Origin of the sequence: Spongiactinospora sp. TRM90649, from assembly GCF_029382225.1 — a bacterium.
In the GTDB taxonomy this organism is placed as follows: domain Bacteria; phylum Actinomycetota; class Actinomycetes; order Streptosporangiales; family Streptosporangiaceae; genus Spongiactinospora.
This window is the reverse complement of record NZ_JARLTC010000015.1, coordinates 97,486-113,139: the sequence shown is the minus strand read 5'-3', so window position 1 is coordinate 113,139 and position 15,654 is coordinate 97,486. Positions and strand designations below refer to the sequence as shown.

Below are 15,654 nucleotides of genomic sequence, written 5' to 3'. Positions count from 1 at the left end.
AGGTCGTTCACCCGCCGGCGCGGGCCCTCACTTGGCCCGCCGGCGAGCCCCCCGGCGTGTCTGCGACGGCCTGCGCGGCGTCTCCCCGGCCGCCACGGCCGCCTGCCTCTGCTTCGCACCGTACTCCGCCAGCGCCGCCGCGAGGGCGGAAGCCGACGGACGATCGGCCATCACATCGACCCGGAGCCCGAACTCCTCGGCCGTCCGCACGGTCTGCGGCCCGATCGCCGCGATCACCGTGACGTTGTGCGGCTTGCCCGCGATGCCCACCAGGTTGCGCACCGTGGACGACGACGTGAACAGCACCGCGTCGAACCCGCCGCCCTTGATCGCCTCGCGGATCGGCGCGGGCGGCGGGGCCGCGCGCACCGTGCGGTAGGCGGTGACGTCGTCGCACTCCCAGCCCAGCTCGGTCAGCCCCGCGACCAGGCTCTCCGTGGCGATGTCGGCCCTGGGCAGCAGCACGCGGTTGATCGGGTCGAGCATGGAGTCGTAGGGCGGCCACTCGGCGAGCAGCCCCTCCGCCGACTGCTGCCCCGACGGCACCAGGTCGGGCCGCACGCCGAACTCGATCAGCGCGCGGGCGGTGGCCTCGCCCACCGCGGCGACCTTCAGCCCGGCGAAGGCGCGGGCGTCGAGGCCGTACTCCTCGAACTTCTCACGCACCGCCTTGACCGCGTTGGCGCTGGTGAAGGCCACCCACTCGTAGCGGCCGGTGACCAGGCCCTTGATCGCGCGGTCCATCTGCTGCGGGGTGCGGGGCGGCTCGACCGAGATGGTCGGGACCTCCTCCGGCACCGCGCCGTACGAACGGAGCTGCTCCGACAGCCGGCCGGACTGCTCCTTGGTGCGCGGCACCAGCACCCGCCAGCCGAACAGCGGCTTGGTCTCGAACCACGACAGCGTGTCGCGCAGCCGGACGGCGTCGCCAACGACGATCAGCGACGGCTCGTCGATCACCGCGTGCTTGAGGTCGGGGCCGAGCCTGCCCAGCGTGGTGACCACCGTGTTCTGCTCGGTGGTCGTGCCCGCGCCGGTCACCGCCACGGGCGTGCTCTCCGGACGGCCCGCCGCCACCAGCGCCTTACCGATGGCCACCGCCTCGCCGGTGCCGTTGTAGACGACGAGCGTGCCCGCCGTGTCGGCGTGCGCCGACCAGTCGTCCACCTGCTCCGCGTCCACCACCCGGAACTCGGGCCCGGTCGTCGCCGGGATGCCCGCGTAGGCCAGCACCGCCGTCGCGGGCGGCACCCCGGGCACGATCTCGAAATCGACGTCGCCCTTGGCGCAGGCGGCGGCCTCGTCGGTGATCGAGGCGAAGAACATCGGGTCGCCCGGGCACAGCCGGACCACGTTGCGGCCGCCCTTGGCGGCCTGCACCGCGCTGAGCGGCACCGCGCCGCCCGCCGAGACGTCGATCACCTCGACGTCGGGCCTGGCGTGGCGCAGCAGCGCGCCGTGGGCGGACTGGTCCAGCACGACGACATCGGCCTTGCCGAGGAGCGTCGCGCCGCGCAGGGTCAGCAGGTTCTCATCGCCGGGACCGGCGCCGACGAAGGCGACGAAGCCCCCGGGATGCTCGACGAAGGGCGGCGGGGTCGGAGAGGTCGGACTCGCGGAGCTCAATGGGACTGCTCCCCCATCAACGTGCCGGCCCCGTCGGCGACCATGGCGGTCGCGAGGTCGCGACCGAGTTCCATGGCCGCCGGGAGAGGTCCGGCGGTGGACTTACGGATCGCGCGGCGGCCGTCGACGGCGACGACCGTGGCGATCAGGTTCAACGTGTGCCCGTCGGCGACCGCGTACGCGCCCACAGGGGCGGCGCACCCGGCTTCCAGAGTGGCCAGCAACGACCGCTCGGCGGTCACCGCCGCGCGGGTGCCGGGGTCGTCCAGCACGCCGAGCAGCTCGACCAGATCGTCCCTGTCGGCGCGGCACTCCACCGCCAGGGAACCTTGTCCGGGTGCCGGAAGCATCTCCTCGATCTCGAAGATCTGGGCGATCTCCGATTCCCTGCCGAGCCTCGCCAACCCCGCCGTGGCGAGCACGATGGCGTCCAGCTCACCCGAGTGGACCTTGCCGATCCTGGTGTCGGCGTTGCCGCGGATCGGCAGGTATTCGAGGTCGGGGCGGAGCACCCGCAACTGGGCGACGCGCCGGGGCGACCCGGTGCCGACCCTGGCCCCAGGGGGGAGGTCGGCGAGCTTGGCGGACCCGATCAGCGCGTCGCGGTGGTCGGCGCGCGACGGCGTCGCGGCCAGCGCCACCTCGGCGGCGGGCGCGGTCGGCAGGTCCTTGAGCGAGTGGACGGCGAAGTCGATCTCGCCCTCGATCAGCTTGTCGCGCAGCGCGCTGACGAACACGCCGGTGCCGCCGAGCTGGCTGAGCTGCGCCTTGGTGACGTCGCCGAAGGTGGTCACGCCGACCAGCTCGACGGCCCGGCCGGTCAGCTCGGTGAGGCGGTCGGCGGTCATCTGGGACTGCGCCGTGGCCAGCAGGCTCCGCCGGGTGCCCAGGCGCAGCGGCCTCGTGCCGTCGCTCACAGCTCCCCCTCCCCGGGACGCGGCCCGTCGATCCCGGGACGCCGCACGGCCTCGGGAACCTTCGGATCGAGGTTGAACAGCTCCCGCAACGCCTCCGCATAATGATCGCCCGACGATGACGCGGCGAGCTGTTTGACACGCACGGTGGGCTCGTGAAGCAGCTTGTCCACCACCCGGCGGACCGTCTGCGTCACCTCGTCGCGGACCCTGCCCTCGATCTCGGGCACCCGTGAGACCAGGCGCCCCAGCTCGGCCTCCACCACGTCGGCGGCCTTGCTGCGCAGCGCGACGACCGTGGGCGTGACCCTGGCCGCCCGGACCTCTTCGAGGTATCCGGTGACCTCCTCGGCCACGATTCGCCGCGCCGTCTCCACCGTATCGCCCGTCTTGAGTCCCAGGCCGGAGTTCTGCAGCGTTTCCAGGTCCACCAGCGTGACGCCGGGCAGCACCCGCACGCCCGGGTCGATGTCGTGGGGCAGCGCGAGGTCGAGCAGGAACAGCGGGCGCTCGCGGCCGGGGCCGATCATCTCGGGGGTGACCACCAGGGTGCCGCCGCCGGTACAGGAGATCACGATGTCCGCCTCGGCCAGCTCGGCGGGGAGGTCGGACAGGCGCGCGGCCCGGCCGCCGACGGTCTCGGCCAGCCGTTCGGCGCGCTCGTAGGTGCGGTTGGCGACCACGATCGAGGTGACCCCCGCACGGGTCAGTGTCGCCGCCGACAGCGCGCTCATCGAGCCCGCGCCCACCACCAGCGCCCGGCTGCCGGACACCGGCCCGAGGACCTGTTCGGCCAGCCCCAGGCCGACCCCCACCAGCGAGGCGCCCGCGCCGTCTATGCCGGTGTCGGTGTGGACCCGCTTGCCGACCCGCAGCGCGTGCTGGGCCAGGTCGTTCAGCGTGGAGCCCAGGGTGCCCTGCTCCTGTGCCAGCCGGAGCGCCTGGCGGACCTGGCCGAGGATCTGCCCCTCGCCGATCACCATCGACTCAAGGCCGCTGGTCACCGAGAACAGGTGCGACACCGCGCGGTCTTCGTAGTGCACGTACAGGTGCGGGGCCAGGTGCTCTACGGGGACCCCGGCGTGGTCGCCGAGCAGGTCGCTCAGCGAGTTGACCGCCGCGTGGAAACGATCGACGTCGGCGTAGACCTCGACGCGGTTGCACGTGGAGACGACCATGGCCTCGGCCACGGAGCCGTTCCTGTGCACGTCGTGCAGCAGCTTGACCAGCGAGTCGCCGGACACGGACGCACGTTCGAGCAGTGAGACCGGCGCCGTCCGGTGGCTCAACCCCACGGCCAGGACGCTCATGCGCTCGCCCCCTGCTGCAACCCCTCGGGCATCACTGGGCCCCCACTTTCGCGATCCGCCTTCCGCTGTTCGTGGAACGCAAGGATCTGCAGCTCAATGGACAGATCGACTTTCCGCACATCGACGCCCTCGGGCACGGAGAGCACGGTGGGGGCGAAGTTCAGGATGCTGGTGACCCCGACGGCGATCACGCGATCGCACACCTGCTGCGCGGCGCCCGCCGGCGTGGCGATCACCACGATCGACACCCCCCGCCGCTCGATCACGGCCTCAAGCTCGTCGATGTGCTCAACATTCAATCCCGCGATGTGGTCGCCCACGACTTCGGGGTTGGCGTCGAACAGCGCGGCCACCCTGAAGCCGCGCGAGACGAAGCCTCCGTAATTGGCAAGCGCTCGGCCGAGGTTTCCTATTCCGACGATGGCGACGGCCCAGTCCTGGGTCAGGCCCAGTTCACGGGAGATCTGGTAGATCAGGTACTCGACGTCGTAGCCGACTCCGCGTGTGCCGTACGAGCCGAGGTGTGACAGGTCTTTGCGCAGCTTCGCCGAGTTGACCCCCGCGGCCATGGCGAGGTCCTCCGAACTCACGGTGGAAACGCCACGCTCGGCCATCCCGGTCAGCGCCCGCAGGTAGAGCGGCAGCCGGGCGACGGTCGCCTCGGGGATGCCACGTTCGCGGGATTGGGGCGGGCGGCGTATCACGTGCCGGAACTCCAGGGGACGGGCTTCCGGCGGCGGCACTGCCGCGAGCACGGATGCGGTTTGACGACGACGGCGACGGACGACAGGGTGAACAGCGTCTTCCAGGTTAATCCCTTTGTGAACGAATGCACAAAGTGAGAGGCAGCACGTCCGACCACGCCGCGACTCCACTACGGTGACCACATGAGCCACCGGATCACGCTGCTCGGCAAGCCGGGTTGCCATCTCTGCGACGACGCCCGCGAGATCATCGCCCGCGTCGCAGGCGAGCTGGGCGTGCCGTGGGAAGAGCGCGACATCACCCAGTCGGCCGAGGACCAGGAGAAATACTGGGAGATGATCCCGGTCACCTTGATCGACGGCGTGCAGCACGACTTCTGGCGCGTGGACGAATCCCGCCTCCGCACCGCCCTCACCGCCTGACCGGCCAGCCCCCCTCAGTCCCAGCCTGGCCCCCACCTGTCCCGATCCCCTATCCCACCCTCGACCCTTGTGCGGCTGGACGGCGGCCGAACTGGACGAGGCGCTGAGCCGTCTCGGCCCTCCCGCGCAGGCGGCCAGGACCTTCGCCGCACGCGAGACCGCGCCCCCCGCACCGGTCGGCAGGCGCTTCATCGCCTTGTTCATCGACAATCTTCCGCTGATCGGCGTCACGATCGCGCTCCTGGCCCAGGGGGTCACGCGGCTCCTGAACGGCACGGAAGGCGTCATGCTGGCCGCGCCGCCCTGGTTCTACGTGAAGACGGACAGCTCCTGCGTCGCCGTCGGCCCGGTGATCTGCGACAGCGCGGTCTACCAGGAAGCCGGCCTCCTCCACGCCCTAGCGATCGTGGGCCTGGGCCTGCTGGAGTACCTGACCGGCACCACCCCGGGCAAGCGTCTCACCGGCCTGCGCGTGGTCAGCGATTCCGGCCTGCGGCTCCATCCGGTCGCCGCCCTCGCCCGGCGGCTCTGCGTGGTCCTCGGCCCGCTCGCCTGGCTCGACCGGCTGCCCGCCGTCTGGGGAGACTCACGACGGCTCCTCGACCACGTCACCGGCACGCAGGTCGTTCGGGTCGCCCGGGAGGCTTGACGACGGCACAGCGGGCACAGCGCGCAGCCCCGCCCGCCGTCTCAGCCACACGAACGCCCGCAGCGTGGCGAGGGCGACGACGATCTGTACGGCGAGCGGCTCCCACCCCGGCGCGAGCCGCCAGCCGTTCTCCGAAAGCAGCATGATCAGGTTGATCATCCGGTGCGCGATGAAGTTGACGTAGACGATGATGATCACCCCGATCACCTTCGCCCGCCGCCGCCAGAACTGGACCGAGGGGTCCTTCGCCCCCGGAAAGGTGTTCTCGTAGGCGAACAGGTCGTCCCGCACGGACCGGAAGGCCATCCGCATCGACGCGCCGAGAACGTCCCAGAGGGGAAAGGCGGTGAGCGGCACGAAACGCGCCGTCCAGTCGGCGGCGAAGCGGACCAGCCCGCTGGCCGCGTGCCTCTTCAACGGCGTGACGGACCCTCCGGGCCGGCGGAACTCCGGCAGGTCCGGCGGGCTCCAGACCTCACCCGTCTCGCGCTGGATCTCCCCGGCCCGCTCGCGCAGCAGCGCGCGGGCGCGCTCGCGGAACTCGTCGTACCGCTCCTTCGACGCGGGCGCGAGGAGCAGCAGCCGGCGCGGATTCACCGTGCGGACGGCCTCCACGAACTCCCAGAGGGTTCCCGGGGTCGGGTCGAGGACGATGACGACCAGCCGGGCGCGGGACATCAGGCGGCGCACCGGCCTCTGCCAGTCGCCGGTCGGCAGGTAGAGCCGCTGCGCCCCGGCGGGCGGCAGCCCATCGGCGGGGGAACCCACCGCGATGACCCGGCCGAGACGGCGCAGGCACCCGGTCAGGTGCTCCTCCAGGCTGCGCCCCGACATGAAGAGCGACGCGATGTGCGGCAGTGGATACAGCGCCTCCGGTCGCAGCCAGCCGCGTTCGAGATCGGCCCGGTCGTGGTCTTCGCCGAAGGAGCGGAGATAGAGGACGTACGGCTCGCCGTCGGCCGGGGGCGCCGCCGTCCGGGTCAGGCGCCTGCGACCGGCCAGCCGCGCCTTCTGCCCGACGTGCACGATGACCGCGCCGATGAGCATCAGGAAGAAGAGCAGGTTGTAGAGCCACCAGGGCGAGTCGTCGGGCAGCGACCCGATCCCCGCGTAGTAGAAGGCGGTGAGCGTCGTAGCCAGCCCGGCGGCCCAGAACACCCAGCCGGCGAGCAGCATGGCGACGCCGTAGAGCCTGGATCCGTTCCGGGGATCGGTCACGCGGCGTACCGGGACAGCGCCTCGGCCCCCTCTCTGGCGGTGGCGGTGTCCACGGTGGTGAGCAGATCTCGCACCTCTTTGACGCGCTCGGTCGCACGACCGCAGGAGACCTCCTTGAGCTGCCGCAGGCCGGTGACCGCCTGGCCGGCCCCCTCGTCGACCTCTCCGGCCCGGACCAGGCTGCCGGCCAGGCTGAGCTGGTACAACGCGCGGTTGCGGCCGTAGCCGTCGCCACACTGGGCGGAGGCGGCACGGAAGAACGAGGCCGCCGCCTGGTATCGGCCCGCCTCCAGGTAGACCAGCCCCTGGGCGGTGCTCAGCTCGGCCGGGCCGTGGAAGGCCGTCCACGTGGGCGCCGGGCGGCCCCGGTCGGCGCGTTCGTACAGCTTCATCGCCCGCGCCAGCTCGCCCTGGGCGGCGGTGTGGTCGCCCATCTGGGCGAGGGCGCGCGCCTCGCGGGCCGCGATGATCGACAGCAGCATCGGCGAGTCCATGGCCTCCGCCCGCCGCCGCGCGGCCCGCGCCAGGTCGTAGGCGTATCGCGAATGTTCTTCGCGGAGGGCCTGGAGGCTCAGCGACGCCAGGACCACGACCTCAAGGTCGCGGTCTTCGAGCATCCGCGCCGTGGCCAGCGACTCCGCCCAGTAGGAGCGGGCCGCCGGATGGTCGAGATCGTCGAAGCAGTACCACCCGCAGTGCTCCGCCATCTCACCGGCGAGCAGCCGCAGTTTCCTGCCGATCGCGTCGGAATAGGTTCCGGTGTCGATGACCCGGCGGATACGGGCCAGATGCCGGGCGGCCAGTGCTCGGACGTCGCCCCCACCGTGCGCGCTGTCCATGGCGACGAGCGACCCGAGCCCGGCGCGCAACTCCTGAGGATGCGGGGTTCCCACGGGCCCGTTCCACGCGAGGGCGGAGGACGGGACGACCGCCACTCCCGCCGCGACTCCCACGGTGCCCGCCACGAAGGTTCGCCGTTTCACATTCGCATTGTCCCCCGCGGACCCGGTTTCGAACTCAGGCATATCAACTTCACCATTCAGAGATGGTGGAAAACCCAAGTCAACAGGGCTCACCCCGAACATCGCATGCAACACTCGCCACGCGGACGGCCGGGGCGTCGGCGGATCCGGCAGCCGCCAGCGATGATACTGGCGAACCGTTATCCCGGTCGCTTCCCGATCAACCGGGCCGCCTGCGCGAAAGCGGTGATGAACGTCGCGGGACGTGCCCAGCCATGTGCGGCGCACGCCTGCTCGAACGCGGTCTGCTCGGCCAAAGTTCCCACCTCGGAAACGCTTTTGACACTTAGCGTAGCGATCCGAATGCGACCCGGAGGGCATGTCCCGGAACCGGTTGAACGTCCCGGCGAAAGTCCTTCTCCGCGTCCTTCCGCCGCCGATCATCTGCGGTCCCATCAGCACCACCGGACCATATCGCGCGAGTGGAGGAAAACCACAAATGACCGAAATTGGCGATCAGCCGCAACCGACACCGGAAAAGGTGTACGCTCCGCTTTTCGTGTGGGAAGTCGAGTCAGACGATCGCGGCATTTCCGGCGTGACCCGAGATCAAAAGGAGGCCGCGCACGCCGTCGTCACCGTGCTCGAGTGGACGACCTGACCCCGCGGGGCCGGGCGCACCTGCGCGCGCTGGAACAGACCAACCTGGGCCGAGGCCCTCGGACGGCAACTCGCCGCCCTCTCCCGCACGCGCCGCACCTGATGGACGCCGGATCAGCCGGTCTCCGCGAGGAGATGTACGACACCGGCCGGGTTCTTGATCCAGTGGGTTCTGGAATCGAGATTCTCCAGTGGTTCGACCTCGTCACACGGGTGAATGCCGATGCCGGCCAGTTCGCTCGTGGCCGCGTCCAGGTCATCGGTGTGCAGTTGCAGCCACAGGTCGGGACGGCTGTAATTGTCGACGCAGTCGAGCCACAGGGTGTTGGGGCCGAACCGCACCGAATGAGTCCGCGAAACGGTCGGAGCGTAGGAGACGTCGTCTTCTTTGACCTCGAAGCCCAGGGTGTCGCGGTAGAAGGCCACGGTGGCCTCGTACTGCGCCTTCGGGATCTTCATGGCGATGTTCAGACCGGCCGTGAATTCAGGCTTGCTCATTGATGCGTGGCTCCTTGGCTCATGGATTCGTATCGGTGGCGTCGTCCAGTGCGCGTCCGAGCGCGGCCAGCCGGTCGTCCCACCGGTTGGCGAGCCTGGCCAGCCACACCTGGGCCGTGCGAATGGCCGCCGGTTCCAGCCGGTAGGGATGGCGGCGGCCGGTCGGTTCGCCGGAGCTGATCAGGCCCGCTTCGGCGAGCTGGCCGAGGTGCTTGGCGACCGCCTGGCGGCTGACCGGTAACCGCCGCGCCAGATCACTGACGGTCGCGGGCCCCGCACGGGCGAGCTCCTCCAGCAGCGCCCGCCGCGTCGGATCGGTGAGCGCCAGGAACACCGCGACGGCCTGCGCTTCCGAATCAGGCGGCGGCATCGAGGTAGGTCTCCAGATCGACGAGCTCGGTGTCCCATCCCTGGCTGTTTGCCTGGCGGGCAGACCGGGCCACGTCATCGGAGACCTGGGCGAACCCGCTCTCCACGACGCGCAGCCGGGTGCCGTCCGGCACCTGCTCCAGGGTGAAGTCCACCAGCGTCTGGGGTGCGTCCGCCTCCGGCAGACCCTCCATCGCCCACCTGAACGCGAACCGATGCGGTGGATCGACCACCGCGATCGTGGCGACGGACTCGTCGTCGAGGTCGTCCCAACGGAAGAACGCCCGCCCGCCGGGCCGCAGATCTATCTCCGCCACCGAGCCGAACCACCGCGAGAGCCCTTGCGCGGTGGTCAGCGCGGCCCACACCCGCTCGATGGGGTGCCGCAGCACCACCACACGCTCGATCGTGTCCGGAACCATGCCCAACCTCCTTCGCAACCTACAGGTTGCCATCAATCGCAACCTACAGGTTGCGATCGCGCCCCGCAACTCCAGGACGCTCCCATGGGGATCTGACAAGATCACCTATATGACGACGAATCCGCAGATCATCACGCATGACCCGACGGATGGCGTGTATGCCAGCACCAGCGACTACGTTCACGCGGTGGAAGTCCGCGACGCACAGCGCCTGTTGTTCGTCTCCGGAACGATGGGCCTGGACCCAGCGGGCACGCCCGGTGCCACGCTGGACGAACAACTCGACCTCATCTGGGCCAACCTGCGGGCGATCCTGGCGTCGGCCGACATGACCGTGGACAACATCGTCCGGCTCACCAGCTACCTACGCGACGCCTCCTACGCCGAAGCGAACGCGACGGCCCGCGTCCGAGCCTTGGGCAACCGCGCCATCCCCACCACCGCAGTGGTCGCCCAGACCCTCGTCAGCGAATGGCTCGTGGAAATCGAGGTAATCGCCGCCGGCTGACCAGCTCACCCCGCGACTGCCTCCAACATCATCGACGGCCCTGCGGCTACCTGCCCCAAGTGGCCGCCTGAAGGCGCAAGCGTCGCGCGAAGCCCATTGGCCGCGCGCCAGCGGGGCGGTCTCGGCGGAGGCGGTGGCGCCCGGTGGCGCGGTTGTGGGGGGCTTGCCGTACAGACGACCCCACTCGCGCGGCCGCGCAGAGCGCGAGCAGCCCGCGCCCCCGGTCGACTATCCGATCGGTCGTTGCGGGGCGTCCAGCCAAATCCGCTGCCCGTTCGGGGTGACCGTCATCCCGAACCGGTCCCGGTCAGGCTCGCCCCAGGCCATCCACTGAAGGTAGGCGTTCACGACCTCGTCCCACAGCGGCCGATCGCCGACCTGGTGAACCTCGTGGTCGTCAGCGTCAGGGACGTAAATGATCAGTGCCCACCGCGCCGGGACGCCCGGGTCGCTCACCCACGTCAAAAGCCGGTCGGTTTCCTGGTGACTGCCGATGTGCAGACCGGTGAGCGCCGACATCGCCAACGCGGCCCCCGGCGGCGCCTGCGTGATCATGCGGGGGTCGACGCGGGTCCGCGTCTCATGGCTCGGGCCTTGCTCGGCACACGCGACGATGCGCTGCGAGCGCATCATCATGTACTCGGCGAAGCCATCGAACCTGCCTGCCGCCGTGCCGTCCGGCCGGATGGTGAGCCGCACCGCGTGCCCGGCGACGAATCCCGGGTCATAAGGCAGAACGATGACGCCGCCCGGCCGGGTCTGCTCCACCCAGGCGTACGGCACGGTGTGAACGCCGCAGGTGACATGAACTCGATCGAACGGCGCCCGCTCGGGGCAGCCGGTCGCGCCGTCGCCGACGACCACATACGGATGAACGCCCGCGTCTCTGAGGTTCTTCTCGGCGAGTGCGGCGAGCGCGCCGTCTATTTCCATCGAGGTGACATACTGCGCGCCGACGAGATGGGACAGAAGAGCAGCGGTCCAGCCGGTGCCAGTGCCGATCTCCAGTACCCGGTGACCTGGCTGTGGATTCAGGAGATCGAGAAAATCGGTGACGGTGCCGGGAGCGGAATTGGACGAGCTGTAGAGGCCGACCGGCGATCGCATCGATCATGCCGCTGATCAGTACCGCGATGTCATTGCCCATGCACTGTTACTTCTTGCCCGGTTTTTCGTGTTTACCCTGATCGGGCGCTTTATCCTTCTTCGCGGGATCAAGCTTGGGCAGCGGCAAGGGTTTGTCTTCCTTACATTTATGCGAAGCGCTCATCGAGAGCGTACGGCTACGCGAAGGACGGGGCAAGGGTCACCTAAGGGCGCGAGGGACGGTCACGACTCGCTCCCGACTTACCCGCACTCAGCCGACCACAAGAACTGCGGTCGGGGATAAAACTCTCGCCTCATCGACAGACTTGGATTAATCCTCCGAAGACCCTTTTGCGGGATTCTGGATGGTTTCGCAGTTGCTTGATCCAAGTGAACGCCGGGCGGCGCGAGCGTCGGGCGAAGCCCGACATCAAGAAAGACAGTCCGAGCGCGCAGCGAGGCCCAATCGTCGCGCGTTGGCGCGGCGGCCACGCCGAAAGCGGGGGGATCACGCGGACCAGCGGGTGACGGGGGCGCTTGGGCTCCGGCCGCGGCCGGGGACCGGCGTCGGATTGAGGGGCTTGCCGTGCGGACGACCCCGCTCGCGCGCCCGCGCGTTAGATGTAGGCGGTGGGGAGGGGGACGACCTTGGCGGCGTTGACGGAGAGTTCGATGACGTTGGTGGCCAGTACGAGGGACTGGCGTTCGCTTATGAAGTACTGGACGTGGGGCTGGCGCTGGTGCTCCGTGTAGGCCACTTCGTCCCGATAAAGTTCGTAAATGATTCGCTGAAGCGGGGCGGACTTGACCGCGTGGCAGGAGTAGACCAGCGTGTCAGGTTCGCTCTGGCGGACACCTTCCACGGTCTGGTCCGCGAGCCGGTCGAATGCCTCGCCCGAGCCGTCCATCAGAGTGAAGACCGTGAGCAGCCCGTAGATGCTCGGTGACGGCCTACCGCCGCCGCCAGGGGGAGGCGCGGCGCCCGGGATTTCCGCGCCCGCGTAGAAGATGCCGGTGTGCGGCATGCTGTAGTCCTGCTCGGCTTGGCCGTACTCCTGCTCGGGCTGGCCGTACTCCTGCTCGGCGGCCCGGCGTGCCCGCCTGCCGCCCTCCACGCGGGCGTGTGCGCCCGTTTCCGGCCCATGCCTGCCCCGCCCGTGCGCGGAGTCGAAGTCGCCCGTGTGCGTGCCGTACGGCAAGCCGTCCCCCTCGCCCTGCCGCATCCGTGCCCCGTAGTCGTTCTCCGGCTCTCCCGCCCGGTATTCGGCGACGAGGTCGCCGAGCCCGGAACGCCGCCGCCCGCCCGTGTGTCCGGCGCCGGTCGGCGGGCCGCTTCCGGGCATGCCCTGGTCGGTCCCGAAAGACTGGTCGGCCCCGAAGGACTGCTCGGCCGCATAGGGCTGATCGGCGAAGAACTGATCGCCGCGGGACTGACCCCCCTGCCCGCGGATGTCCTCGCGGACGTGGGTGCGGCCCTGCCCGCCCTGTTCCGCCACCGCGCGCCGCCGGCCGGTGTCGCTCTCCCTCGACGTCTGCCCGAAGGACTGCTCGGCGGCTCGTTCCGGGGCGCGCTGGGAGGAAGACCGCTCGGAGCGTCCTCGCTGCTGCTCCACCTGCTTCCGCTCGGTCTCCTCTTCCTCGTACTCGTCGTCGTCCTCGTAAGGCGCGAGCGGCCGGATGAGCACATACCAGATGCCGGCCGCGGCGACGGTGAGGAGCGCGGTCGTGAAGAGCCCGGACGACGTGAACCGCAACGCCCCCACGAGGGCGAGCCCGATCGGCGCGATGACCGCGACGGCCTGCAGATTGTCGGCGTCGTACTCGTCGCCGTTGCGCCAGCGCAGCACGGCGACCACGACGCACCCGACGAGGATGGCGGCCGTGGTCAGGTGACCGATGGCGAGTATGGAGGCGGGGATGAGGGCCCAGTGCTCCGCACCGGGCAGCGTCCGGCCGAACGTTCCCACGTTGCTCACCGGGTCGACGACCATGATCACGACTGCGACGAAGGTGAACGCGCCCGCGAGGAGCCAGGTGGCGAACCTGCCCGGGGTCTTCCGTGCCAGGAGCTGGATCACACCGACCGCCGACCATAGTGGAGCGATCAGTGAACCCGCGATCTGATATAGCCGGAAGGTAGTAGAACCGAATCCGAGGACGTGGCCCACCGCGATCACGCCGAGTGATACGCACAATGCCGCCGTGGTAGCGGTCCAGGCGCCCAGCCACCCGCTCGGCTCTGTGCGCAGGCGCCTGATCAGGGCACCGGTTGCGATGGCGGCGAGGAGAGCACCGGCGAATCCGAGGACGGCGACGACGTTTTCCATGGTGTCTCCAATGCTGCCGGACATTGCCCCCTACCGGTAGCGGTAGCCGGGACTGCGGGAGTCCACTGCACCGTTCCACCACGGTATCCGCCGGTTACGTCATGTCACGACAGTCCCCCCTATGACGTTATGGCCAGGCTTATACCTATGGTCAAAGGGGAACCGGAATCCAGCTAGATGTCCCAAGCACCGCCAAGGTCAGAGCAGAGCGGATTGTGAAATTTCCCCTTTGTTCCTAGGCTTCGAGCAGCCGACCCCCTCCCCCCCAGGGATACCGGATGCCGAATACGTGGCCGTTCGCGGGGCTCCCCCCGCCAGCCCACGCTGGGATGGCGCAGAACGCGCGAACAAGCGAGTTCGCCGTACGTCAGGACGTGGCCGCCCCGGGGGACAATGACCTCCGGGCGCTGGTGCTGCGTGCCAAGACCGGCGACGCCGACGCCTTCGGAACGCTCTATGACCGCTACGTGGACCTCGTCTACCGCTACATCTACTTCCGGGTCGGCTCCCACGCCCTGGCCGAGGACCTCACCAGCGAGACGTTCCTGCGGGCGCTGCGGCGCATCGCGGACTTCACCTGGCAGGGACGCGACTTCGGCGCGTGGCTGGTGACGATCGCCCGCAACCTGATCACCGACCACTTCAAATCGGGGCGTTACCGCATGGAGGTCAGCACCGCCGAGGTGCTGGACATCCCTTTGGACGGTCCACACATCCCGGAGAACGCGGTCGTCACGGCGATGATCAACGAGCGGGTGCTGCGTGCCGTCCGGGAGCTGAAGCCCGAACAGCAGGAGTGCGTGGTGCTGCGCTTCCTGAACGGCATGTCCCTGGCCGAGACCGCGCTCGCGATGAACAAGAAGGCCGGGGCGATCAAGGCACTGCAGTTCCGGGCGATCCGCGCGCTGGCGCGCGCCCTGCGCGCGGACCTGGACTGAGCGTTCGAAGGCCCGAAGGCCGAAAACTCAACAGGCGCCCACCGGCTGTGACACTTCGTGACGAAGCGGGGATCATACGTGGTGGCAGGGGTATCAGCCGCCCGTAACGGGGTGCGGACGGCTACGCGTGATCGGGTAACGGCTCGCTGTGAAACGCCTTGGCAGACGGCAGGTCGTAACCTGGCGCGCCGGCCCGTCGTTAGGCAAGTGACACCGATGGATCATCGCGCGGGGGCGGCAGGGAGCGTTCATGCGTAAGTGGCGACCCCGGTGGTGGCGCCCGTCCACCATCCGGCGTACCCGACACCGCCTGACCGAACGCATGTCGGAGATCGCCTCACGGGAGGACACCGGCCCCCGTCCGGAGTTCCGCTCGCGGCTCCGCGAGGATCTGCTCGCGGTCTACTCCGACGAGCCCGCGCAGCGGGCGAAGGGCGCGGCGGCCCAGGCGGACGTGGTGCGCCGGCCTCCGGCCCGCCGCGCCAGGCGCTACCGGCGCGCGAGCCGGTCGGGCGGGGCGTCCAGGGGGTACTCACGGGTCGGCGTGCTCGCTCAGGTGATCACCGTGGCCACGACCTTCATCCTGGTCGTCACCGGCCTGGTGGCCTACCGCTCGGTGCCCGGAGACACGCTGTACCCGCTCAAGCGGGCGGCGGAGTCCACCATGGTCCGGCTCAGCGCCGACGAGGTGGAACGGGCCGAGCGCAGGCTCGCGGCGGCCGAGGAGCGCGCCTCGGAGGTCGCGACGCTGCTCGGCACCCCCGACCGCGCGGGCCTGGTGGACGACACGATCAACGACATGGAGAAGAGCACCCGGTCGGCGGTCTGCGCGCTCACCCGGGTCAAGCGCAAGGACGCCAAGAAGGAGCCCACGCTGAAGCGGTTCGCCGAGAAACAGCACCGTGTGGTGGACCCGATCATCAAGAAGATGGACGCGCAGACGCAGCGCCAGGCCAGCGGCTACCTGAACTACATCGACGGCCTGGCCGGGCCGGACGCCACCTCGGCGGCGACTTCTACGGACTGATCAGGCCGTACCC

At 69.7% G+C, this 15,654-nt stretch carries 17 protein-coding genes; 6 read left to right on the top strand and 11 right to left on the bottom strand.

All coding sequences use genetic code 11. The features are described 5' to 3' along the window. Positions 1–27 precede the first annotated feature (27 nt). From P3X83_RS20290 to P3X83_RS20275, 4 genes are read right to left on the bottom strand one after another with little or no spacing between them, the layout of a single operon-like run. Entirely contained in the window at positions 28–1,626 is a 1,599-nt protein-coding gene (locus P3X83_RS20290; protein WP_277306705.1) for a bifunctional uroporphyrinogen-III C-methyltransferase/uroporphyrinogen-III synthase, read from the bottom strand. Beyond that, positions 1,623–2,543 carry a hydroxymethylbilane synthase gene (gene hemC / locus P3X83_RS20285; RefSeq protein WP_277306704.1) on the bottom strand — a complete coding sequence of 307 codons (921 nt, stop codon included), beginning with the start codon at positions 2,541–2,543 and terminating at the stop codon, positions 1,623–1,625. The genes P3X83_RS20290 and hemC overlap by 4 nt, the downstream gene beginning before the upstream one ends. Then, the gene (locus tag P3X83_RS20280; protein ID WP_277306703.1) at positions 2,540–3,850 is read right to left on the bottom strand and encodes a glutamyl-tRNA reductase; all 1,311 of its coding nucleotides are present in this window, start codon (positions 3,848–3,850) and stop codon (positions 2,540–2,542) included. The genes hemC and P3X83_RS20280 overlap by 4 nt, the downstream gene beginning before the upstream one ends. Further along, the gene (locus P3X83_RS20275; protein WP_277306814.1) at positions 3,847–4,554 is read right to left on the bottom strand and encodes a redox-sensing transcriptional repressor Rex; all 708 of its coding nucleotides are present in this window, start codon (positions 4,552–4,554) and stop codon (positions 3,847–3,849) included. Before P3X83_RS20275 ends, P3X83_RS20280 begins: the two co-directional genes overlap by 4 nt. A 183-nt stretch (positions 4,555–4,737) precedes the next feature. Here P3X83_RS20275 and P3X83_RS20270 point away from each other — a divergent pair, with 183 nt between their 5' ends. Continuing rightward, positions 4,738–4,977, top strand: a complete 240-nt coding sequence (locus tag P3X83_RS20270) for a glutaredoxin family protein (RefSeq protein WP_277306702.1) — start codon at positions 4,738–4,740, stop codon at positions 4,975–4,977. A 67-nt stretch (positions 4,978–5,044) separates the two neighbouring features. Further along, complete coding sequence (locus P3X83_RS20265; RefSeq protein WP_277306701.1) at positions 5,045–5,626, top strand: RDD family protein; 582 nt, start codon at positions 5,045–5,047, stop codon at positions 5,624–5,626. Here P3X83_RS20265 and P3X83_RS20260 read toward each other — a convergent pair. Then, positions 5,564–6,844 (bottom strand): hypothetical protein, encoded by a 1,281-nt coding sequence (locus P3X83_RS20260; RefSeq protein WP_277306700.1) that lies wholly within the window; start codon positions 6,842–6,844, stop codon positions 5,564–5,566. The genes P3X83_RS20265 and P3X83_RS20260 overlap by 63 nt on opposite strands. Then, positions 6,841–7,827 (bottom strand): hypothetical protein, encoded by a 987-nt coding sequence (locus P3X83_RS20255; RefSeq protein ID WP_277306699.1) that lies wholly within the window; start codon positions 7,825–7,827, stop codon positions 6,841–6,843. Before P3X83_RS20255 ends, P3X83_RS20260 begins: the two co-directional genes overlap by 4 nt. Before the next feature lie 478 nt (positions 7,828–8,305). On the opposite strand from P3X83_RS20255, the gene P3X83_RS20250 reads away from it, so the two are divergent. Beyond that, a complete protein-coding gene (locus P3X83_RS20250; RefSeq protein ID WP_277306698.1) occupies positions 8,306–8,467 on the top strand; it encodes a hypothetical protein in 162 nt (53 codons plus the stop codon). Positions 8,468–8,580: 113 nt separating this feature from the next. Here P3X83_RS20250 and P3X83_RS20245 read toward each other — a convergent pair whose 3' ends face one another. Genes P3X83_RS20245 through P3X83_RS20235 form a run of 3 tightly spaced genes read right to left on the bottom strand, consistent with a single transcriptional unit; the run spans position 8,581 to position 9,755 of the window. Beyond that, positions 8,581–8,964, bottom strand: a complete 384-nt coding sequence (locus P3X83_RS20245) for a VOC family protein (protein WP_277306697.1) — start codon at positions 8,962–8,964, stop codon at positions 8,581–8,583. Positions 8,965–8,983: 19 nt separating this feature from the next. Next, on the bottom strand, positions 8,984–9,334 hold the full coding sequence (locus tag P3X83_RS20240; RefSeq protein ID WP_277306696.1) for a metalloregulator ArsR/SmtB family transcription factor: 351 nt from the start codon (positions 9,332–9,334) through the stop codon (positions 8,984–8,986). Further along, positions 9,321–9,755 (bottom strand): SRPBCC domain-containing protein, encoded by a 435-nt coding sequence (locus P3X83_RS20235; protein WP_277306695.1) that lies wholly within the window; start codon positions 9,753–9,755, stop codon positions 9,321–9,323. Before P3X83_RS20235 ends, P3X83_RS20240 begins: the two co-directional genes overlap by 14 nt. Positions 9,756–9,864: 109 nt before the next feature. Here P3X83_RS20235 and P3X83_RS20230 point away from each other — a divergent pair, with 109 nt between their 5' ends. Further along, positions 9,865–10,263, top strand: a complete 399-nt coding sequence (locus P3X83_RS20230; protein WP_277306694.1) for a RidA family protein — start codon at positions 9,865–9,867, stop codon at positions 10,261–10,263. A 228-nt stretch (positions 10,264–10,491) separates the two neighbouring features. On the opposite strand, the gene P3X83_RS20225 is transcribed toward P3X83_RS20230, so the two are convergent. Continuing rightward, complete coding sequence (locus P3X83_RS20225) at positions 10,492–11,370, bottom strand: methyltransferase domain-containing protein (RefSeq protein WP_277306693.1); 879 nt, start codon at positions 11,368–11,370, stop codon at positions 10,492–10,494. Positions 11,371–11,966: 596 nt separating this feature from the next. After that, positions 11,967–13,676, bottom strand: a complete 1,710-nt coding sequence (locus P3X83_RS20220) for an antibiotic biosynthesis monooxygenase (RefSeq protein WP_277306692.1) — start codon at positions 13,674–13,676, stop codon at positions 11,967–11,969. A 329-nt stretch (positions 13,677–14,005) separates the two neighbouring features. Here P3X83_RS20220 and P3X83_RS20215 point away from each other — a divergent pair, with 329 nt between their 5' ends. Together P3X83_RS20215 and P3X83_RS20210 are read left to right on the top strand one after the other, a co-directional pair. Then, complete coding sequence (locus P3X83_RS20215) at positions 14,006–14,614, top strand: sigma-70 family RNA polymerase sigma factor (protein ID WP_277306691.1); 609 nt, start codon at positions 14,006–14,008, stop codon at positions 14,612–14,614. Between the two features lie 250 nt (positions 14,615–14,864). Further along, positions 14,865–15,641, top strand: coding sequence for a DUF5667 domain-containing protein (locus P3X83_RS20210; protein ID WP_277306690.1), 777 nt, complete (start codon positions 14,865–14,867; stop codon positions 15,639–15,641). The last annotated feature ends 13 nt before the right edge of the window (positions 15,642–15,654 follow it).

What these genes read in the sequence shown, in the direction of transcription:
- P3X83_RS20225 (WP_277306693.1), bottom strand. Translation starts at nt 11,370, where the DNA reads ATGCGATCGCCGGTCGGCCTCTACAGCTCGTCCAATTCCGCTCCCGGC.
- P3X83_RS20230 (WP_277306694.1), top strand. Translation starts at nt 9,865, where the DNA reads ATGACGACGAATCCGCAGATCATCACGCATGACCCGACGGATGGCGTG.
- P3X83_RS20250 (WP_277306698.1), top strand. Translation starts at nt 8,306, where the DNA reads ATGACCGAAATTGGCGATCAGCCGCAACCGACACCGGAAAAGGTGTAC.
- P3X83_RS20215 (WP_277306691.1), top strand. Translation starts at nt 14,006, where the DNA reads ATGGCGCAGAACGCGCGAACAAGCGAGTTCGCCGTACGTCAGGACGTG.
- P3X83_RS20245 (WP_277306697.1), bottom strand. Translation starts at nt 8,964, where the DNA reads ATGAGCAAGCCTGAATTCACGGCCGGTCTGAACATCGCCATGAAGATC.
- P3X83_RS20270 (WP_277306702.1), top strand. Translation starts at nt 4,738, where the DNA reads ATGAGCCACCGGATCACGCTGCTCGGCAAGCCGGGTTGCCATCTCTGC.
- P3X83_RS20240 (WP_277306696.1), bottom strand. Translation starts at nt 9,334, where the DNA reads ATGCCGCCGCCTGATTCGGAAGCGCAGGCCGTCGCGGTGTTCCTGGCG.
- P3X83_RS20210 (WP_277306690.1), top strand. Translation starts at nt 14,865, where the DNA reads ATGCGTAAGTGGCGACCCCGGTGGTGGCGCCCGTCCACCATCCGGCGT.
- P3X83_RS20220 (WP_277306692.1), bottom strand. Translation starts at nt 13,676, where the DNA reads ATGGAAAACGTCGTCGCCGTCCTCGGATTCGCCGGTGCTCTCCTCGCC.
- P3X83_RS20280 (WP_277306703.1), bottom strand. Translation starts at nt 3,850, where the DNA reads ATGAGCGTCCTGGCCGTGGGGTTGAGCCACCGGACGGCGCCGGTCTCA.
- P3X83_RS20235 (WP_277306695.1), bottom strand. Translation starts at nt 9,755, where the DNA reads ATGGTTCCGGACACGATCGAGCGTGTGGTGGTGCTGCGGCACCCCATC.